Below are 20,564 nucleotides of genomic sequence, written 5' to 3' on the forward strand. Positions count from 1 at the left end.
GACTCAACGCATTTAACTTGCCTTTTCAGCGGCTTGCGTTGACTATTTATCAGTACGGATTGTTATCTTTCTCGATCCAGCGGTTTTTAGCCGACTACACCGTTGAATATCTTAAAGATCCTCGCACGCTTAGCGTGTTTGCGATGATTACCGATTCGCCTGCCGAGCCAACGTCGACACACGCGAGGGCCATGTGGCAAAACCTCCGCCAAACTCATTAGAGCTTCCGTTCCAGTTACTTGAGGCCGTGAAGAGTAGGAGAGCAATTCCGTTTCTGGGAGCTGGGGCATCCAAAGAAGCCACCAACGCTTCCAAGGCAAGGCCACCAGACGCCAATCAGCTGCGAGACATTCTTGCTGCCCGCTTCTTCAACAGAGACATGAGCCATCGTGACGTCATGGCCGTTGCCGAAATGGCCGTGGCCACTAGCGGAGGGCAAGCTCGAGTCTTCGAAGTGGTTCGGGAGGCCTTCGATAGGTTTGACCCTGGCGAAGCACACCGTCTGCTCACCCACTTCAACTGGCACATGATTGCCACAACGAACTACGATCTCCTCCTAGAGCGCGCATATGAAGAGCCACAGCGCCGCCAAAACTTGGTCCGGTTTGTGAAAGACGACGAGCCGATCGAGGAGCGACTGCAAGCTGTTTCAAATCCTGTACAATACTTGAAACTTCACGGTTGCCTGGACCACCTCCACGATCCCGATATACCGCTTGTTCTCTCGCGAGAGCAGTATGCCGCATACTCGCAGCACCGAACTCGACTGTTCGATCGACTGAAGGATCACGCTCGAGAGAACACCCTTATCTTTATTGGGTATCGTCTGGATGATACTCACATCCGTCAGCTGATCTACAATTTGCAGTCTAACCGGCGACCACGATGGTTCATCGTGACCCCTGACGCCGACGAGGATGACATTGATTTCTGGGCGACAAAAAACATCGGAGTTATAAAGTGCCGATTTTTGGATTTGATGAAGGCACTCGATAATTCAATTCCTCCGCTGTTCAGGGCTTTTACGCCATCTGATGCTGTTAGCGAATTCCCGATCAGGAAGTTTTACGTCGTTCGATCTGAAGAAACTCAGCAGGTCCGCCATGCCTTGAGTACGGATTTAGCTTTTGTGCATTCTGGCATGGCGGTCGCCGAACAAAAGCCAAAGCTGTTCTACGAAGGATACGATACTGGATGGGGGGCAATAACTGATCGCCTTGATGTTCGAAGAAAGGTTGAGGAGGACCTGCTCTACAAAGCTCTACTGGAGAACGAATCTCCTAAAGGCCCGTTGCTGCTAATGTTGCGAGGCTCTGCGGGTGCCGGAAAGACCATCGCCCTCAAGCGCACAGCATTCGAGGCTGCTACGTCCTCTAATGCCTTAGTGCTTTGGCTGGAAGAGAGTGGTGCACTTAAACCCGACGTTTTCGTCGAGCTAAACAGCCTTACTCAGCGGCCACTCTACGTGTTCGTGGATCAGGTCGCGCTCCAAATTAACAAAGTATATGCGCTGCTCAAAGCAGCAAAGGCTCGCTCGCTGCCAATCGTAGTTGTCGGAGCGGAGAGAGATTCAGACTGGAATACATATTGCGCCGCTCTTGAAGATGAGTTTACGCCGCATTTTCTGCGCGTCGGCAACCTGTCTCGCAATGAGGTCGAAGGTCTACTCGATTTGCTTGAAAGATACGACAGCCTCGGTTTGCTTAAGGATCGAAGCAGGGAAGAGCAGGTAGATGCGTTCATGGAAAAGGAGCGAGCTGATCGGCAACTGCTGGTCGCTTTGCATGAGTTGACCCGAGGGAAGCCGTTCGAAGAGATCATCATGAACGAGCATTCCAGGATTCACCCTGAGCGCGCTCGACAGCTCTATCTGGACATCGCAACCATGCACCAGTTCGGCGTGAAAGTACGAGCTGGTACTATCTCTAGAATCTCCGGCATTGAGCTTGAAGACTATAAGACAGATTTTTTCGGCCCGCTCCAGGACATTGTGAAGGTCGAGCAAGACCATTACACTGGCGATTACGCATATAAGACACGCCATGCGCGAGTGGCAACGATCATGTTTCGTCAGGTCTGTCCAGACGACGCTGCGCGATCTAAGCAATTCAGACGCCTGATCGAAGGCCTTGATTTAGGTTACTCTTCGGACAGAAGAGCGCTCGAAGAAATCACGAAGGGGCGCACGTTGGCCGAGGCCTTTTCGGGTGTAACAGAAGTCCGCGAGATCTATAAGGCCGCTATATCAATAGCTCCAGACCAGCCCTTCCTTTACCAGCAGTGGGCAATCTTCGAGTCAAACCATAAAGATGGATCGCTCTTGGAGGCGGAACGACTAGCCGAACTTGCTCGCCAAGCGGATTCAAAGAACAAGCGGCCAAATCGAACCATTGCGCATACGCAAGCTGAAATCGATCGAAAGCGCGCAAATGAGGAAGACTCTCCGTTGATGAGGGAATCTCTCCGCCGCAGGGCGCGATCGCGGTTGGAAGAACTCCCCGGCAACGACCGTTTCGTACTGTCCACGCGATGTAAGATCCTCGTCGATGAATTAGCTGAACTAAATGCCGAACTAACCGAAGAGTCAAAGTCTCACGAATTGCTGCATTTCGCAGAGCGGGTACGAGACGTCGAGGCGGCAATTTCACGGGCGCAACAGCTCCATCCCGACGATCCTGATCTGTTGCAGACCGAATCTCGCTTTCGGCGAGAGATTGATCAAGAAGACAAGGCGTTGAGGGCTCTGGAGCATGCTTGGAAAGCTGGTCCTAAGGGATCAGGGGCAGCCCTGAGGTTGGCTCAAATGTATGCAGCTCGAAATCGGCCCGAGGACGCGCTGAAGGTTCTACGCGAGGCGTTGGGTAGAAACGAAGATGATAAAGCCGTGCATCAGTCTCTCGCGATCCACTATCTGCATCAGCCTACATACGAGCGCTCCGTCGTGGAGGAGCACTTGCGGCGGAGCTTCGCACCGGAAGATCACAATTTCGAGGCGCGCTTCAATTTGGCACAATTCCTATTCCTCGTAGGTGACCTTCCCGGAGCGATATCTCTCTTCCAGGAGATAGATCGGCGCGCTCCCGAGGGCTTTCGTCAAAAAGCACCATCGAAGGAGAATGTCTTTACTGAAAAGTCCAGCCGTTACGTCGGTCGTGTTGAGAGGAGGCTCGAACGTTTCCTGTTTGTGAAGAGCCCTCATTATCCACACGATATTTTCGGTCATCGCTCCGCTTCGGAAGCCGACCTCTTTGACGAGCTGGAAATTGGTCAGGAGGTTAACTTTAGGATCCGCTTTAATAGGTTGGGACCGACGGCAGTTGACATAAGGCTGGGCCGGTCTGCTAATCTGTAGCCCGCATGTTCGATACCTAATTGTCACAGACGTCCCGGCACCAGGCGGCAAACCGCTTGATGTCGACGGCGAAGAATCTGCGCACCAGGTACGAGCGCACGACCGAGACGACCGTGAACGCCAACGTGATGCCCATGGACGCCCCGAGCTTCACTGGGGCGCCGAACAGCGGCAGGATCGCGAAGTTCACTGGCACGGACGTGATGAAGCCGATCAGGGCGTTCGTCACAACCTCCACCAGGGACATCACCCGGGACTGCTCCATCAGGCCGCCGGCCGGAGCTTCAGGGCGCCGCGCATGAACGAAGCGATGTTCCGCTTCAGCTCATCCAGAGTCCCGTTGTTGTCGATCACGAAATCGCACATCCAGGGCTCGATCGTCAGCGAGGTACGCGGCTCGCGATACTCCAGGCGCTCGCCTGCATCGATCCAGATCGAGATGTCGAAAACGCCGGCATTTCGCAGAGCGTGAAACTCTCTGGCGTTTCGGTTGCCGACATAGAGGTCATATTCGTTGAAGATCGCACGACCCAACGTGGTGAGGTCGGCCTTGTTGGACTCCGCGATCAGGTCGAACCACGTCGAGCGATGGTTCGCCCTGTCATCGTAGCATTCCTGCACCGATGCGTATTTGCCGGGATGCTTCTCCTCGAACCACGGAAACACGACACGCTCGGCCATGAACCAGCTCGACGAGACGAACGTCGCGCCGAAGTCATCACGCAGGATCTCGGCGGCAGTATCCTTGCCGTGCCGACCGTGGCCTACAACCATCATACGATACGGGAAACACATCGGAATCAACTCTCCATTTGCATTCACGCAAATATCTAAGCAACAGAAGCCGCCGGCATGCGGATGACAGGCTTCTCCGGACGCCACTTGCCCTTCTGCAGCGTGATCAGAGCGCGCTTGCCGTCCTGGTACTGGATGATGTGCGAGACAGCCCATCCGGACGGCCCCTTGTTGTATCCGTGCCGCAGGTTCATCGCGCCGGCCACGTACACGCCCTCGTTGATCTCGGGGCTGTGCTTGTCGCCGATCGTCATCTTGCGGCCCATGCGGGCGAAGCCAGCCACGGTGCCCTTAGCGCCGTTCGCGCCGCGGAAGCCGTGGTTGCCGACCTCGATGCCGTCGATCAGATGGCTGTAACCGTCGTGGCACCAGACCACCCTGTCGCCGAGCTGCGGGTACTTCATCCGGATGGCGTATTCGAGCAGCGAGAAGCGCGGGATCGGCAGATCGTTGTCGATGGCGTACGAACGCTTCTCGACGTGCGCCATGTAGGCGTCTTCGAGCTGCAGGCCGAAGCGCAGGTTAGTGCCGTGCCCGCGATAGCGAGCCTCGCGGACGTACTTCTCCAGCGCGATGTCGTGGTTACCCTCGGCAACGATGCCCTGGCTGTCATCACCGATCGTGCGGTGCAGGAAGTCGCCACACTGGTCGACCTCATCCTCCACCCTGTCACGCCCCCGGAACGCCATCTCGTACTGATAGGCGACGTCGTGGACGTGGTGATGGTTGCCCGGCTCGTTGTCGAAGATGTCGTGGTAGATCCGGTACTGCGGATTGAGTACGTCGGTGAGGCTGTTGCGATACCGGGCGATGTTGCCGCGCATGTCCCAGCCAAACGTCGCCATGGTGTTGGCGGCATCGAGCTTGCGGACATGGATGTCGGCATAGGTGATCGCCCGAGCGCGGTGCCCGGTCGTGACCTCGCCATCCGCCACATGGGCGTCGAGATCGTAGAATGAGCCGTCCTCGTTCGCCGTGATCTGCCGGCAGAAGACGTCGCCGTCGCCATCGAACTGGACCACGGTCGCCCCGATGACCTGGTGGAAGATGGATTTCACGCCCGCCTTGCGGGGGATCACCTTCGGCCGGGTCACCGCGCCGGTCGTCATGACCTGGTGCGCCTGGATGTTCGGATCGGTGGATGGAACGCTCTTCAGCTGACGCTTGGCGTGCGGGAAAACGGCCCAACGGCCCCGGCTGTAGGTCACGAGATCCGAGATCGGCTGCGACGCGGTCGGCAGAGTGTTCATCTCGCCGCAGAACATGAAGTTGTCGCCGATCTTCATCTGGCCGAAGCACAGATATTCGGTCAGTTCGTTCGAGTAGGCGCGGGCGGTCGGGTTGTTCTCGGCCCACCACTGCGTCTCGTAGGTCCAGGGACCGACGACGATCTCGGCGTTGAGGAACGCCGCATAGACCAGCAGGTTGGCCCAGAACTCCTCGTGCAGCAGCGCGTCGTTCTGAGCGCCCGTGAAGATGAAGTTGCGGTTGCGGGCATCGCGGATCGGAGCGACACGGAGCGTGTCGGTCATCCAGGTCCGCGGAGTCCCTTCCTTGGTCACGTAGCCGCGCAGCTGCCGGTCGTATTTCCGGACCAGGTAGGAGTCGATGATGATGGCGTCGGGGTTGATGACCGGATAGCGGGATCTGGTGATGAGGCTGGTCACCTCCACCGACAGGTCCTGGGCGCGCATGTGCGCGTGGTCCTCGGCGGACAGCTCCTCGCCGGCCTCATCGGCGCCCCGGGTCACGGTAGCGGCGGGCTGCGGCGGGATGTAAAGAGACCAGTCGACAGCGAAGTGCTCTTTGCGCTTGCGCTTCAAGGCCTCTTCGGCACGGACCCAGTTCGGATAATTGATGCCTTCGCGGCGCTCGGCGGTCTTGGTCGCGGAAGCAACGCCTCCGCGCGAGCCCTGGGGATGGTACCCCAGCTGCAGAAGGTCTTCGACTACCTTCTTTCTGCGGGCACGCTCTTCGGTCGTTAGCGCGGTCATAGCACCTTCGTCTGGTTGAGAGATTTTGCAGTACCACAATGTTTGCATTCATGCAAATTTTCGGACTATCGGCAGGCAGGTTTGGGTTGCATCGCAAAACACGAATATCTTGAGTCGAGGAGCTGCACGTGCATAGATTAGCCATTGCCACTCGCTCGAATTGCTGAGCCCGGATTATGATCCGCCCTTCACTCACTCTCCTCATTTTGCTCTGGATCGGTCAGTCAACCGCGAGCGCCGAGCCCTCGGGGTGGTCCAGGACCTGCGTGTTCAAGTCCGGGCCCCTCGCTGGTCAGTCGCAGTTTTTCGCGAACTACCCCCCAGCTCCAGTTGGCTCGTTCTGTTCAGACGGGATCGCAAACAGCGGCTTTGTCACTCCGGAAGGCTCCACCTGCAACTTTCAGACGGGCATCTTTGCGGGCCACAAGGTGTCCTACCGCTGGCTTGGCTATCTGCTTCCGGTCGGCGCGGGATGCCAGGATGGCATGGGTGGTGTTGGGCAAGTCGAAGACGCGCCTGGCGAGCAGGACTTCTCACAGACATGCCGTTATATGGTTGGGCCGAAGAGTGGCACGCGCGAGAGCTTTCCTAATTTGAAGCCGGCGCGGGTCGGGATCAATTGTTGGGACGGCGTTTCAAGTCACGGAGTCGTTTATATCAGCAGTCCAGGAGTGGCAGCTAACGGATGGAACGGAGACCCAAAAACGACGCCAGCTCCAGATCCCTCCGCTCCGCTGGTGGGCCCGGGCGGCGCAGCGGAGGCCCAGAAGACGCCTCTTTACTCGGCCATGAAATGTGTTGCCGCCAGCGGCGGCTCTGAAGAAGCGGCAGCGGCATGCGTAGCTAAAGACATGCCGCGCGACGCTGTTGAACAATGCGCGCGCGATTGCGGGGCCTGTTTCGGCAAGTGGGACACGAACTTCTATGCGTGCAAGGCAGTGATCGGAGGAGCGAAAATCCTCGGGATCGATCTTGGGGGTGCAGCTAAGGCCGCGGATGCAGCCTGGGGTGCAGCAGTAGACGGCGGCAAGGTCGTTCTCGACGCCGGAAAAGAGGTTGGGAGTGCTGCGGTTGGCACGGCGAAAACCATCGTAAAAACAATTGACAAGCTCAATCCGTTTTGACCGGGGTGGCTTCGTCCAACTTGGGGCTTCAGTGAGCAGCTGCCTCGAACAGCGCGGTACCGGGTGATGGAAGTCCGGAGCTAGGCACAAAAAGTGGCCCCCAGCTCGCGCCTGGGGCCATCAGAGTTTTGCAGAGGCGCCGCCTCTTAGCCGGGCGGCTTGAAGTTCAAAAATTTCATGATCCTATCGACCATGATGTCGGGCAGCTTCATCACCTGATCGGAGATGTCGTCCATTCGGGCGGTCAGACGACTCTCAATCGCCTGCACAGTCTCCCAGGAGGCGTACTCCTCGGCGACCTTCAGCTTGAAGGCTGCAAGCTCCCTCTCGTTCTGGAGGGCCTTCTTGGCCGCCTCGTCGATCTTCCCGTCCACGCGCCACCAGACGCCCAGGATGAGGCCAACGGCAGCGATGAAGGGGCCGGCAACGCTGACGATGCCTTCCATGGTGATGGCGTCAACGGGAGGGGTCGGCGCGACCATTATCTGGTTCCAATCTGTAGAGCATCGATCTGGGCGAGACACTCGGCTACGCCGTCGATACGGTTGTTCGCGGTGATGAGGGCAGCTTGGTAGCGGGCAATGACCGCGACCTTGTCCAAGCCTGGAGCGATCGGCGGCAGAGCCACCTTGTGAGCGACCTTCTGGCACTCAGCCAGGCCGGCCGGCGCCCCGTGGACGAGGTCACCTGATGTCAAGCAGCCAGCGAGAGTCAGCGGGAGAGAGACGAGCGCCGCTACTCGCAGCGCGCTTCGCAGGACGTGGTGCATGGATCTTTGCCTTGGGTTGAGGGACCGGCTGAGGCTGCGCTGTCGGCTGCTCAGGCTGCGGCGATGGGCATTGAGGGGCTGCGGACCTCTCCTGCTCGGCAGCAGCGAGCTGAAGCTTTGATGCTCCAAGCTCCCGCCTCAGGGACTCGATGGCTCCATGCCGACTGGCGGCGCCGACGTAATGCGCAGCGGCGAGCGCTAAGATGGCGAGCAGAGCAGCCAGGCTGATCTGGCCCTCCTTCGAGGTGATGATGTCCAGGACGGCTTTCGCCTTCTCCCGGACCGTGGGGATGAGCCCCACGATCTTCTCTATGATGGACATGATTACCTGTTGAGGTTCTGGCCGGTCTGGTGGTCTTTGAGACGGGCCTCGATGACATCGCCGTAGCAGCGCCACAGCACGAACCCGACGACGATCGCACCGACCCACCAGTACGGCAGGAGCCCGACAACAACGTCTTGGGCGGAGTCCAGGATGCCCTTGGCAACCTGCACCTGGCTGACCACGTCCTTGGCCTTGTCGAGGACGCCGGTCGTGTTGGCTCCGCCGATCGCGCCGGCGCCGACGATGACCTTGGTCAGCGTGGAGCCCTTCTGAGCCGCCTTGATCGTCTTGGAACCAGCGGCGGCAAGATCACCAGCCGTGGCGGTTGCGCGCTCAGGCGAGGCCGGACGGGGCGCTATGGCCTTATCCAGGGCCGCCGTGGTCTCGGCGTTCGGGTGACCAGTGACCTTCAGGCCTTCGCGCCGCTGGAACGCCGCGCAGGCGCCCGTGGTGAGGTCTGCCCAGTCGCCGTCGACCTTGCCGACGTTGTAATTCAGGCCCTTCAGCTTCTGCTGGTAGACCAGCGTGATCGACTTGCCGGGCTTGGCCTCGTAATCCCCGCTCGCCAGGCGCCGCGCCCAGGCGATGTCAGCGGCCTGCATGCGCGTGTCGTAGTGGTTTTGGGCGTATCCGGGACCGTTGTAACCCCGGGCGAAGCTGGTGAAGTCCTTGGCGACCAGGAACCTGTCGAGCTTCGCGTGCCGGATCTCGCGGCAGAGCGCGTCGACCTGCTCGGCGATGCCCTTCGACAGCTCGGCGACCATCGCTGTGGCGCTCTCGTATTTCAGGCCCTCAGCGTTGAAGCCCATGGTCTGGCCGAGACCCCAGGACGCCGCCCGGTTGGCGACCTCCTCGTCGATCTGACGCGCCTTGGCGATCAGCGACAGACGGCCGGCGGACTTGCCCTGATCCTTGTACTGGGTCTTCGGCGACCACTTCGGGATCGCGAGGCCGGCGGCGATCGCGGTCTTCAGCCTGCTCGGCTGATGAGCCTGCATCTCGGAATAGAACTTGTGGCGCTCGAACAGCAGCGTCGGGGTGTGATTGTCCTCCTCGAACGGCTTTCCGGACGTCTCGCACTCGACGACGGCCAGCAGCGAAGATGCCGGCCAGCCGTGCTGGTTCGCCGCCGCCACGATGGCGTCGATGATCTCTTGACTGAACATGTTGGATTCCGTGGTTTAGGGAGCCGCGTTGCCGCTTCCGGGCGCTCCGGGAAGCACACCGCCCATCGGCTCTCCGGGCATGGGTCTGAGGAACAGGTCGTCGGCGCGGTCGCTGTAATCGACACCGTCGCCGGGGGCTCGGCACTGCAGGCTGGAGCGGATGCCGGTGCTCTTGATGTACGTGTGGGTTGCCTTCTCAACGACGTAGGAGCCGTTGATGCCGTCCCGCATGTTGGTCACAAGGATCGTCTGCGCGTCGCGGATCCAGGGATCACCCTTGGCGAGATCGAAGATCGCCTCGACGGAGGCGCGCTTGATCGCCCCGGCCTTGGCAGCCGCGGCAGCCTCAGCCTCCATCTGAGAGTTGAAGATCTGGCCGATCGTGAAGGGATCGCCATCGCCGCCGGGAAGCGCGGACGAGATCCATTTCCGGATGTGCTGATCCTTATCCCAGTAGGCAGCCTTCACTTCAGACGCATCATTGCGGCCCGCGTAGCGGACGCGCCACGCTCCGAAGTGCTCGGGATGCAGCACCAATGTCGGCAATGCGACGCCGCTGACGCTCTCGGTCGAGTCGCGCGGGACGAAGACCAGGTTGCCGTCAGCCACCTTGCCAACGGCGCCGAACATGCGCTCCAGCTCGTGGATCATGTGCAGGTTGCTGACCTGCTGATTCTTGAATGGGATCTGCCGGCCAGCCAGGTCGCTTGGGATTGATAGCTGAAGTCCGGATTGCGAGGCCATCTCGCCGAGGATGTCACCAACAGTCTTGTTGCTGAAGTTGGCGATCTGCGGGGCCTTCTTGATATCGTTGAAGCCGGTCGATGTGCCGGTGAGCTGGATGCTCCGCGGCATACCTTCGAAGATGACGTCGTCGATCGTATAGGTTCCGAGATAGGCTAGGCCGATCTCCTTGTAGCCCAACCAGACCTGGATCATTTCTCCACCGAACGGCCTGGCAATGCGCCAGTCACGGTCATCGAGTTCGATCTCGCATCGGTCGCCCTCGCCCCCGCCGGACGTCAGGTCAACCTTGATCTTGGTGGTCCGATCATTGAAGTGATCGGTGATGTCGACCCCGCCTTTGTAGATGCGGTAGATCGGGGTGTAGCCAGTAGCCACGCACGCCTCCAAACAAAAAGGGCCGCCCCGAAGGACGGCCTTGATCTTTCATGGCGCATCAGAAGCTCGTTCTGATACGCGATTACGTATATTGAGCCGCTATACGCGACTGCGTATGTCTCAGTTCCAGAGGAAGAGTTGCGGAAGGACAGGCACCGCGGTGACCTTCACCGGAGGCTCCGGGAGGTTGATGCTGACGCCCATTGGCAGAACGATGCCATATAGCTCGATGCCGTCGTTCTGCTCGATGACCCACTCCACGAGACGGTTGCTGGTCGAGCCGTATCGTGCGTAGACGATGCGGTCGAGCCGGTCGAACATCTTGGTGACGTAAATCGACATCAGGTGGCCCAGAAATCTTGAGCAGCTGTAGTGTTTAGGTCGTCGCCATACCGCGTCAACTCCAGCTGGAAGTCAATCTTGTGCGCGATGCCGATCGTGCCGATCTTGGACTCCACGGTGCGAAGCCGCTTGATGGCGAAGTTGCCAAGGTTCTCGCTGCCATACGAAAGAGAACCGCCAGGCTGCGACAGCGGATAGAAGCGCGCCAGAATGTAAGGCTTACCTGATCGGCCGGCCTGATCGAGCAGCTTGATGGTTGAGAGGCCGCCGAAGTGATACGGATACATCCGACCTTCGACGACGATGTTCTCTTCTCCAGGCCCAGTGAACTGCATCGCGGGATCGCGCGACAGGCGGTCGTTCGAAACCCAGGTGAACTGTCGATCACGCTGCAGCTGCTCGAAGCCGGGAGTGTCGTTGTTCGGCAGGGGGACGTAGAAAAGGATCACATTGTCGCTCGCGTTGGGTTCGAGCGAACCCAAACCCATGAGCACAGAGGCCATAGAACCCTCTCGAAATGAAAAGGCCCCGCCGGATGGCGAGGCCTCTATCAGTGGAAGTTATGTCCCGGCCCCGTAGGGCCAGGCGCATTAGGTGTATTCGGACTCGCTGTCGTGAGCGCGGTAGTTCATGGACTCGTCGATGCGGCGCTGGACCAGAAGCGCGAGAGATTCAGGATCATGCGAACCACCGTTGATGTGGATCGCGACCTGACCGCCTCCGCCCATGCGAACATCACCAGCGCCAGCACCCGGAGTAGCGGGCATCGGCACCTTGCTCGTGGCTGCGCCGGCAGACGGGACCTTGGAGGTCTCGCCAGCGATGCCCTTCTCGATCATCTGGCGATAATCGCGAGACCGCTTATTTCCGAGCCATTCGGTGAACTCGTTGCCGCCGTAGTTCACGGTCGGCAGCGCGGGCAACCCCTTACGACGCCGCGTGACGGTGCCATTCGGGTCGGTCGGCAGTCCCTGGTCGGTAAAGCCACCGATCTTGTGGCTTCCGGCGAGCGCCTGCTGCGTATAGCGATCGTACTTCGCAAACAGCTTCGGATCGTTCTGAAGCTTCCGGATTGCCCCCGGCAGCTCATGACGCTTGATCGGCCCGTAGAACTGGAACTTCGTGTTCGGAAGACCGTCCTGGCCTGCACCGAGGCCGTGACGAAGCGACTGCCCCGTCATGTCCATGCGGTTCATCAGAGCCTCAATCGTTCCGCCGCCGCTCGCGCCTTCGGTCATCTGCATGGCCGCGAGGTGCATCCTCAGGGTCGGATCGTTCTTCAGCTCCTCAGCGAACCGAGCGCGCCTTGCCTGCAAGAACTCAGAGCCGGCCAGGCCAGCTCCGACACCGTCGTCGGCTGACGATCCTCCCCCGCCGCTGAAGCTGGGGACGTTGCTCGGGCTGATGATGCGCCCGTTCGAACCGTTTCGAATGAGTCCGCCGCCACGATGCAGGATCGAGCCGCTGGAGCCGACACCGAAGTCAGGCAGAATGCGGCCAGGCGTGCTGCTGAACAGCGCGGTAGGGCTGCCGCTACCAGACCCGAGGGCCATGATGCGACCGCCGGAGCCACCGCCTCCAAGCGACGATGCAACAGCACTGCCAGTTGAGCCGATGCCGCTGCCGATGAAGGCAGCCTTCTCGACGTTGCCGCCGAGCTTCTTCAGCTGGTCCGTCAAATCGTCGACCTGGCTGGTGCGACGACGACCGGAGAAGTCGGTCGGGCCGGTGTAGCTCGACCGCTTCAGCAGTTCCAGGCGCTTGAGGTACTCCTCGGTGCTCTCTCCGGGCTTCATCGCCGGAGGCGGCACCCAACCCTTGCCCTTGAACTTGTTCTCGCCCTTGGGCTGACCCCTGCTCTTGCCGGCCTCCTTCTGGAGGGCGTCCATGTCCTCGGCGCTGTTGTCCGCGCGGCCATCACCCATCATGATGCCGCCGAGCATGCCGCCGGTGAGGCCACCAACTCCGAGCTTGGCGAGCATCGCCAAGACAGCCTTGCTGACCACGCCCTTGCCAACGCCCTTGAGCGCAGCGCCGATGGCGACGATGCCAACGACCAGCGATGAGAACACGCTCATCACCGGGGCCAGCGCCGTCAGTGCGACCACCAATGCGGTGATACGGCCGGCGAACTTGCCGATCACCTCAGGATCGGACGAGTTCTGTCCGAACATCTGGAGGATAATCTTTCCGGCAGATCCGATCGCCGAAATGATCGAGGTGATTCCTTCAGCGAGGCCCTTGCCGAATTTTCCGATGTTCTCGGCGCTCCAGCCACTCTGGCTGCCAGGCTTTCCGAAGACCTGATCCAGGAGATCTCGGAGGGTCGCTCCCTTCTTCCCGGTGAAGCCCTCGATCAGACCATTGATGAACGCCCTCAGGCGCTCCTTCATGCCGCCGGTCTTGAGCGACTCATACATGTCGCCAGCCCAGACGCTGATCTGCTCGATGAACGGCTTCAGCGTGTCACCGATCTCGGCCTTCAGAACCTTCCAAACCGCACCGAGGCGGTCCATCATGTTCTCAAGGCCCTTCTGGTATTCCGCCCAGGCCCGGGTGATCCCGTTGTTCTCTGGGTTCTCGGCCGCCGCCCTGCGGGCGATCTTCAGGTTCTCCCACATGTTGCCCGGAGCGTCGATCATGTTCTTGATGATCGGTCCGAACTCAGAACCGAAGAAGGCATGCAGCGCCTGGCTGCGCTTTTCGAGATCCTTGATGTTGCGGAAGGACTCGATGATCTTGAACAGACCTTCGTCGGGGTTGTCCTTCAGCATCGCACGCATGTTTCCGAGCGAGCCGAAGCCGAGTCTGTTGGGGATCGACATGAAGAGGCGATCCTCTTCAGTCCGATGACCCTTGCTGTTGATCATCTTGCGCTTCATCTCCAGCTCGGAGAACTGCTCTCCAAGGTGGGACAGGAAGCGCGACGCCTGACGTGCCTGAGCGCCGGCCAGGATTGCGGCGTTGCCGAATGCCATGGTGCCGACGTCGGACATGCCAACCGATGCACCAGCACCGAGACCAGATCGCAGGAACGACAGGGTTTCAGCGGGGTCGGTCGCGGTCTCTGCCGCGAGGGTCGATGCGATGTTGAACTTGCGGGTCAGCCCCGTGATATCGTTGCCCTGCATGCGGCCGGAGCCGATTTCCTGGGCAACCGCACGGCCGATGGCCGTCATCATCTCGCTGGGATCGATGCCGAAGCGCTTGGCGGTCTTGAACGACATCTCCGCGGCAGCCTTGGACATCCCCTCAGGGACGCCAGCCTTCGACGCCTCGACTGCTCCGCCCATCAGCGTGCCAGGGTCGATACCCATCTTGACAGCAGTGGGGAGCGCCCAGTTGTCACGCAGGTCTCGTGCATTGAGCTTGGACTGGTCCATGTTCATGCGCGCGGAGGTCTCAGCCGCGTCGACGTTGACTGCGGCGCGGACCGCCGACCTGGTCCCCATGGCGAGGCCGGCTGCAGACAGCGCGCCTCCGATGCCGACCGTCCGTCCAATGCTGGACAGGCGGCGCGGGACTTCACGGACGCGGTTGAAGCCACGCCTCAGGCCACGACGAACGCGAGCGCGCTCCTCAAGCGCCTGCTTCTCAGCACGAGCCCGCTCACGGGCTGCCTGGCGCTCCTGGCGCTCCAGCTTCTCCAGGTGCTGCTTCTGCTCCCTGGCCGCCTTAGCGAGCGCACGCTTCTTCTCAGCCTCGGATCTATCGGACAGCCGCTTCTTGGCTCGCTCCATCACCTCGTCGCGGCGCTGCTTTGCCAGCTCAAGCCGGCTCAAAGCCTGATGATGCCGGGATACAGCGCGCTGATGTCTCTCGTGCTCCTGCATGTAGACGTATCGGAACGCTCGTGCGTATCCGACCTGGTCGCGGAGCTGACGCGCCAGCTCGGCGCGCTTCTTGCCGGTCGACTTCTGGAAAGCGCTGACCGAGTTGTTGATGTCGTTGGTGATCTTGGTCCAGACCGTGGTGTTCATCCGCCCGAGCATCTTCTGCTCGCGAGCCCAACGCTTCTGTTCTTCGGTCAGGCGGTTGAAGCCCCTCTCGGTGACCTTGAGCGCCTTCTGCGCTTTGCTCTGGACTTCGGGATCGACGATTGATCCCTTGATCGGGGCTGCAGCGAAGCTCTTCTTGATCTGAGCCTCGAGCTGCTTGATCTGGGTGAGGAGCCGTTTGATATTGGCAGAGGCCTGGTCTTCGGCCGTAAGCCTGGCCCTAATGTCGAGAGTTTCGTCGGCCATCACCGCTCCTGGAGAGGGAAAGGGCGACCCGGGGTTAACGCCCCCGGGCCTTTTGCGCGGCTTCCATCGCTTCCTGATCGCGCTTATTCAGGAACTGAACGCCATCGGCGATTAGGAGGAAGTCGTCCCATTCGAGCGCCTCGACGGCGTCAAGCGTCCAGTGGAAGCGCTCGAAGATTGGGAACGAGTCCTCGATTATTCGTCCGATCCGTTCAGCATGGGCTTCAAAAAACCCTCGAACCACGCCTTCATGGGACCGAAGTCCTCGATGTCGATCTCGGCGATGATCTTCTCGTCGACCTCGCACAGATCGGCGAGCGCCTTCTCGAAGGCCGCAACGCTGTCGCGGTCGACGTTCTTCACGAAGTTGCGGAGATCGCGCACCTTCGGCCGGCGAGCCTTGAACTCGATGTAGTTCGCGCCGCGATACTCGAAGGGATGGGTGAGGTTGAACACTTTGATCGTCATTGGCTTGCACACCTATGTGACAGGGAAAGAAAAAGGCCCCGCCGGATGGCGAGGCCTGAAGTTCGGGAGATCTCGGGCTTAGTAGGTGAAGCCCAGGATCTGCCGGGCATTGGCGGTCTTGTCGACGCCGCCGATGTTGGTGATCTTGTTGAAGACGTCGATCTCGGTGACGAGGTTGTTGTCGATGTAGTGCGCGTAGTAATTCGCACACAGATTGATCGTCATCTCGACCTTCTTGCCGGGCGTGGCCTTGCCGGGCTTGATGGACTTGATCAGCGAGCGGGTCTCGATGATCACGCCCTTCTCCCCGCCGGCTGCCGTCAGCATGTAGCCGCGGAAGGTGACCGGAACGTCGAGCGAGCCTGGGCCATAGCCGAGGTTCTGCCAGATCTGCTCGTCCCAGGTGTGGAGCTGGAAGTCGAACTCGATCTTCTCGATGCCCATCGGGATCTCGACGGTGCCGTCCATGCCGCCACCGCGAAACTCTTCGACCTCGATGTTGATCTCCGGGGGCTGGAACTCGGGGGACTCGCCGATCTTGCCGATGTCCTGGATCCAGACCGTGAAGTCCTGGAGAATGTTGGAGTCGCGAAGGTTGTTGTTTGCCATTTAACTCTCCGGCCATGACGGAGCGCGTCCGGCCCAGGAAGGACCGAGCGACCCGCGATGGCTCTTGGTGATGTGATCGTTGCGGAGGCGAAGCAGCGCTTAGCTGGTCGCAACCTGCCGCGAAAACTCCTCGATGAAGTCCGTGTAGTAGTTCGGGTTGCGGCGGGCGCGGAACTGCAGGTGCTCCAAGCAGGCCGGGGGCTCCAGATCGAAGTCCACCGTCAGCTCACCGTTGGCGAAGGTCGCCGGGGTGTTGATGGACTTGTCGATCCAGCACTTGCCGCCGATCAGCGCGCCGCGCGAGCGGAGCAGACGGAGGTAAGCGTTGACGTCGCCCTGGATACCGGAGAGCAGCTGGTAGCTGAACGGCTTGTCGAGCCGGACGCGCTCGGCGCGCTCCAGGCTCTCGTACACCATGTCCGCGGTGCGGCGGACCGACAGCTGAGCCCAGAGCGGGTCGGTGCCGGTGTTGCGCAGACCCCAGAACCGGAAGCCATCATCGTGGATGATGGTCGTGACCTGGTTGGAGTTGAGCATGTTGGCTTCGCTGTCGCGGTCGTTCGGCATGAAGTCGACCGGACGTGCGGGGCCTCCGATGTTCTGGATCAGCTCGTTCGAGAACGAGTACCAGAAGCCCTTCTCCTCATCGACGCGGGCCTGGATGCCGGCCGCGTAGGCCGAAGCAGGCTTCTGCACGTAGACCGAGTTCTCGGTGTCCCAAGACAGGACGCCGGGGTCGACGATCGAGATGCGCTGGCTGCCGTAGTCACCGCGGTACTCGACAGCGTCCTCATACGAGGTGCCGGGACCGTCGAGGAATGCCACCGCGCGGAGGCGATCGACGATCGACGCAAAGGCAACGCCAACCGGATTGGCAACGTGGCCGAGGGTTGCGGTGAGGGTTGCGCCAGTGCCGGCGCCCGTCACGGTCACGCTGGGCACTGCGACGTAGCCATAGCCGGGGTCGGTGATGATCGCGCCGGTCAGCTTGCCCCCAACAACCTGGGGCACCGCCTTGGCCTGCCGGCCGCCGGCCGGAGGTGCGTCGATGATGATCGTGGTCGTGGAGAGCACGTAGTTCTGGCCGACGTCGCCGATGACCAGGTTCTTGACGCCATTGGTCGGGCGACCGGAGGTGAGGCCGGGTGCACAGAGCAGCTTCGGGATGACCTGCAGCGTCGGACGCGACTTCAGGAGCGACCAGATGCCGGTCTTGCCGGTCGGCGAGCCAACCGCGTTCGACCAGGTCCCTTCCATGCTCTGGCCTTCGGCCACGCGGGTCACCACGACCACTGCCGACTTCTGGCTGTAGATGGCGTCCACGGCGTCGAGCAGGGTGCCATCGCTCTTGAGCTGGCCTGCCTTCAGGGCGTCGGCGAACACCGGGACCGGAGTGTTGAGCGGGAAGATGTCCGGGTCGGCGTTCGGGGCGGTTCCGACCAAGCCGATCACGTTCGACTTGACGGTCTCAACCGGACCCGAGGGGCTATCGAGTTCGATCGTCTCGATGCCGTGGAGATATTGAACAGTCACGTATGGTTCTCCCAAACGAAGAAAGCCGCCCGGTGAGGGGCGGCCTGGTGGAGGGTGGTGTTGGTGTTTGGTGGGATGCGGCTACAGAGCCGGCATCAGTGGTCCTTCGCCGTTGGCTAGGTAACGCTCGACGGCAGCGGAGACGATATCGAAGGTCTTTCTCATCCTGATGTCGAGGGTGAGCATGATGGCGTACCTGTCATCCGTCCTCGATCGGTTGAAGACGTTATGATAGTGCGCGCCGTTGAAGGCCCAGGCCTCTCCAGCAGGATAGTTCTTCTGATGGATCTGAAGCTGGCCAGCCGAATAGTCGGCCAACTCGAAGATCCTGGTCTCGATGACCTCGTAGCTAAACTCCGTGTTGGTCCGGATCGGAACGTGGACGATCAGCTCGTACCAGTTTGGACGCTTGCCATTGACGCCCATGATCATCGACAGCTCGGACCCGTGGCGGTGCCAGGTCAGGCTTCCGCCTGCCTTGACGCGCATCAGCCTGACGCGCTGCCCCTCTCCGCCAAGCTCGGTGACCACCTGCTTGATGTAGGGGCTACCCTCCGCAACAGGCGTCCACACATATCCTGTCCTGCCTTGGTATGGCGCCTCGGTCAGGTCGTCGTGGATCGCCCCGTCAGGAGCAACCAACGAGAGGCCGCTCCAGAACTTTCCGATATGCTGTGCATTCCGGCTCTTGGACCTGAACGACGCGAACATCGTTGGGTCTATTTTCGACAGTTCCGACTGTAAGAGATTCGTGTCGCATTTCTTACCGAGGTCGAGGTGCGGGATTCTATCGAGCTTCTCGACGAGATCAGCGAACTTCGACATCTCGATCCTTCTTGAGCCTTGGCCTCACGATGTCCCCGCTGAAGCCGACCATCCAGCGCCCCGTCAGGATGAACAGTGCCGCCCTGAAGAAGGCCAGGTTGTAGTAGAACTCGGCGTTGCAGCTGTGGGTCCAGTTGTCGCCGCCCTGATACATGCACGCACCCTGGCACAGCTGCAGCACGGGACAGCTCTGGCACTCCGGGCGCTTGCTCCAGTGGCGAGAGGTGTTGAGCGCGATGTCTTCGAACTCGCTGACGTGCCCGATCTTGTGGTTGCCGTTGGCCCCCACATTCTGGCAGGTCATGACATTGCCCTTGAGGTCGACCGCCAGATATTCCGGCATGTCCATGCCGCACTTCTGGAAGAGAGACTCCGAGGAGCGCTCGTTGACCATCGACCTGACGGCACGCCGCAGTTTGTCGTGGAGCATGAACGAACGGAGCGCGGACCCATCGATCAGCTGCCTCGACAGAACGTCGCTGAATTGACCGAGCTTCTCTTCTGAGAAGATCGAGGCGGGATCGCCGGCATAGCTGTGAACCACGCCCTCAAAACCAACATTGCAACCCGGGATGCAATCCTGGAACCAATCGATGATGGCGTTGACATCGTTGCTTGCCGGCGTCAACACCGCGTTGAACGAGAAGCGCGGGTGAAACGTCTTCTGCGCATACTGGATCATCGCGAACTGGTGCGGATCCTCAAACGGGTCGCTCCCGCGCACCGCCTGGCCCGGTCCATCGTGGCTGATCGCCATCGAAAAGTTCCAGGCCTTCAGCTTGTCGACGATCTCCCGCGTCAGCAATTCGCCGTTCGTGATGATCGATAACCGCGCGTTCGGGAACTTCTTGATCAGCTCGGGTGCGAGGATCTCGATCTTCTTCCAGTAGAGTAGCGGCTCGCCGCCCCAGAACTCGACCTTCTCCATCCCCTCAGGAGCTTCGATCCAGCCATCGATGTTCGCCAAAAACTCGCTGGCATCGCGCGTCGACGACGCCGCGGCCTTGTTGATCTGGGCTGCCTGAAGGCAATAGGAGCAGGCCTTGTTGCATCCGAGACCGAGCTGAATCTTCAGCTTCTTCACTTGACGCACCTTGCGTCCAGGCTGGTCATAATCGACCGCGATGAACGGGCGAGCTTGCACAGGCTCACGCTCAAGCATCGGGTTATTGGAGAAATCGACGGCCCTGAAGCCATTATTGTCGAGCAGCCGTGAGGCGTGCTGATCGTAGAACAGAGGCACGACCTCTCCGTCGCTACTCAGCATTTCAAGTCGGATCATCTGGCACTTTGCAGGTATGCCGCCATGGGCAGCGGGTCATTGAACCGATAGATCGCCGTGGCGTCGTCGAACGATGACCACGTGACCCTCTGATATTCCTGCGGGGGCCGCTGGCCTCCCGGGATGTCGACGACCTTCTCCCGCGCGTACTGCGTCAGCATGCAGCTCGGATGCGCCGAGATGTGCCGATCCTCTCTGCCGGCGAACAGCCGGCTCCAGAAGGTCGAGATGCCATCGGTCCAGAAGAAGCCGATGCCCCAATTCACAAGATCGACCGCGGCGTCTGACCATGCGGCGCCGTCCTGCCTTGGCAGTGCTGCCTCTGGATCTTCGATGACGGATCGGATCGTGATGTTGTCGTTGTCGGCCCAGCGGGTGAAGTTGACCCAGGAGACAAGCTTTCCAGAGTCGTCAAAATACCCCCAGAAGCTCGACATCGCGTGCTCAAAGCAAAGGTCCACATGGTCCTTCGCGAGCTGGCGGAAGTTCTGCTTTGTGGGTGCCTCAGGGTCATTGCACCAGGCACCCATTCCGCTGCTGTGCTTGTCGATGATGTCGCACATGTCACCAAAGTCAGCCGGCGTCAGAAAGCGGATCTTGGGCATTTGGCTCCT

The 20,564-nt window shown here is 60.3% G+C and carries 18 protein-coding genes; 3 read left to right on the forward strand and 15 right to left on the reverse strand.

All coding sequences use genetic code 11. The features are described from left to right. Positions 1–193 precede the first annotated feature (193 nt). Positions 194–3,352 (forward strand): SIR2 family protein, encoded by a 3,159-nt coding sequence (locus QW863_RS19935; RefSeq protein WP_315768339.1) that lies wholly within the window; start codon positions 194–196, stop codon positions 3,350–3,352. Between the two features lie 16 nt (positions 3,353–3,368). On the opposite strand, the gene QW863_RS19940 is transcribed toward QW863_RS19935, so the two are convergent. Genes QW863_RS19940 through QW863_RS19950 form a run of 3 tightly spaced genes read right to left on the reverse strand, consistent with a single transcriptional unit; the run spans position 3,369 to position 6,141 of the window. Next, positions 3,369–3,617 (reverse strand): polysaccharide biosynthesis C-terminal domain-containing protein, encoded by a 249-nt coding sequence (locus QW863_RS19940; protein ID WP_315768341.1) that lies wholly within the window; start codon positions 3,615–3,617, stop codon positions 3,369–3,371. Beyond that, a complete protein-coding gene (locus tag QW863_RS19945; protein WP_315768342.1) occupies positions 3,617–4,126 on the reverse strand; it encodes a hypothetical protein in 510 nt (169 codons plus the stop codon). Before QW863_RS19945 ends, QW863_RS19940 begins: the two co-directional genes overlap by 1 nt. Before the next feature lie 56 nt (positions 4,127–4,182). Next, positions 4,183–6,141: a hypothetical protein gene (locus tag QW863_RS19950; RefSeq protein ID WP_315768343.1), complete on the reverse strand. Its 1,959-nt coding sequence runs from the start codon at positions 6,139–6,141 to the stop codon at positions 4,183–4,185. A 266-nt stretch (positions 6,142–6,407) separates the two neighbouring features. Here QW863_RS19950 and QW863_RS19955 point away from each other — a divergent pair, with 266 nt between their 5' ends. Beyond that, positions 6,408–7,265, forward strand: coding sequence for a hypothetical protein (locus tag QW863_RS19955; RefSeq protein ID WP_315768344.1), 858 nt, complete (start codon positions 6,408–6,410; stop codon positions 7,263–7,265). Between the two features lie 146 nt (positions 7,266–7,411). Here the strand turns inward: QW863_RS19955 and QW863_RS19960 are convergent, their stop codons facing one another. The 6 genes from QW863_RS19960 to QW863_RS19985 all read right to left on the reverse strand — a co-directional run bounded on the left by QW863_RS19960 (position 7,412) and on the right by QW863_RS19985 (position 13,871). Beyond that, complete coding sequence (locus QW863_RS19960; protein ID WP_315740148.1) at positions 7,412–7,747, reverse strand: hypothetical protein; 336 nt, start codon at positions 7,745–7,747, stop codon at positions 7,412–7,414. A gap of 611 nt (positions 7,748–8,358) precedes the next feature. Then, positions 8,359–9,525: an N-acetylmuramidase domain-containing protein gene (locus QW863_RS19965; RefSeq protein WP_315768345.1), complete on the reverse strand. Its 1,167-nt coding sequence runs from the start codon at positions 9,523–9,525 to the stop codon at positions 8,359–8,361. 15 nt (positions 9,526–9,540) lie between these two features. Then, on the reverse strand, positions 9,541–10,647 hold the full coding sequence (locus tag QW863_RS19970) for a hypothetical protein (RefSeq protein WP_315768346.1): 1,107 nt from the start codon (positions 10,645–10,647) through the stop codon (positions 9,541–9,543). Between the two features lie 120 nt (positions 10,648–10,767). Then, a complete protein-coding gene (locus QW863_RS19975; RefSeq protein ID WP_315740145.1) occupies positions 10,768–10,989 on the reverse strand; it encodes a tail protein X in 222 nt (73 codons plus the stop codon). Then, the gene (locus tag QW863_RS19980; protein ID WP_315768347.1) at positions 10,989–11,492 is read right to left on the reverse strand and encodes a phage tail protein; all 504 of its coding nucleotides are present in this window, start codon (positions 11,490–11,492) and stop codon (positions 10,989–10,991) included. Before QW863_RS19980 ends, QW863_RS19975 begins: the two co-directional genes overlap by 1 nt. Before the next feature lie 87 nt (positions 11,493–11,579). Further along, positions 11,580–13,871: a phage tail tape measure protein gene (locus QW863_RS19985; RefSeq protein WP_315768348.1), complete on the reverse strand. Its 2,292-nt coding sequence runs from the start codon at positions 13,869–13,871 to the stop codon at positions 11,580–11,582. Between QW863_RS19985 and QW863_RS19990 the strand changes: the two genes are divergently transcribed. Next, on the forward strand, positions 13,839–15,092 hold the full coding sequence (locus QW863_RS19990; protein WP_315768349.1) for a hypothetical protein: 1,254 nt from the start codon (positions 13,839–13,841) through the stop codon (positions 15,090–15,092). The two genes, QW863_RS19985 and QW863_RS19990, sit on opposite strands and share 33 nt — an antisense overlap. A gap of 336 nt (positions 15,093–15,428) precedes the next feature. Here the strand turns inward: QW863_RS19990 and QW863_RS19995 are convergent, their stop codons facing one another. From QW863_RS19995 to QW863_RS20020, 6 genes are all read right to left on the reverse strand, one after another. Further along, complete coding sequence (locus QW863_RS19995) at positions 15,429–15,701, reverse strand: phage tail assembly protein (RefSeq protein WP_315768351.1); 273 nt, start codon at positions 15,699–15,701, stop codon at positions 15,429–15,431. A gap of 78 nt (positions 15,702–15,779) precedes the next feature. After that, entirely contained in the window at positions 15,780–16,310 is a 531-nt protein-coding gene (locus QW863_RS20000; RefSeq protein WP_315740140.1) for a phage major tail tube protein, read from the reverse strand. A gap of 99 nt (positions 16,311–16,409) precedes the next feature. After that, positions 16,410–17,843 (reverse strand): phage tail sheath subtilisin-like domain-containing protein, encoded by a 1,434-nt coding sequence (locus tag QW863_RS20005; RefSeq protein ID WP_315768353.1) that lies wholly within the window; start codon positions 17,841–17,843, stop codon positions 16,410–16,412. Between the two features lie 81 nt (positions 17,844–17,924). Continuing rightward, the gene (locus QW863_RS20010; protein WP_315768355.1) at positions 17,925–18,668 is read right to left on the reverse strand and encodes a hypothetical protein; all 744 of its coding nucleotides are present in this window, start codon (positions 18,666–18,668) and stop codon (positions 17,925–17,927) included. Next, positions 18,652–19,911, reverse strand: coding sequence for a radical SAM/SPASM domain-containing protein (locus QW863_RS20015; RefSeq protein WP_315768357.1), 1,260 nt, complete (start codon positions 19,909–19,911; stop codon positions 18,652–18,654). Before QW863_RS20015 ends, QW863_RS20010 begins: the two co-directional genes overlap by 17 nt. 35 nt (positions 19,912–19,946) lie before the next feature. Next, a complete protein-coding gene (locus QW863_RS20020; protein ID WP_315768359.1) occupies positions 19,947–20,555 on the reverse strand; it encodes a hypothetical protein in 609 nt (202 codons plus the stop codon). Positions 20,556–20,564 lie beyond the last annotated feature (9 nt).

It is taken from the genome of Bradyrhizobium sp. SZCCHNR1017, from assembly GCF_032381375.1.
In the GTDB taxonomy this organism is placed as follows: Bacteria; Pseudomonadota; Alphaproteobacteria; order Rhizobiales; family Xanthobacteraceae; genus Bradyrhizobium.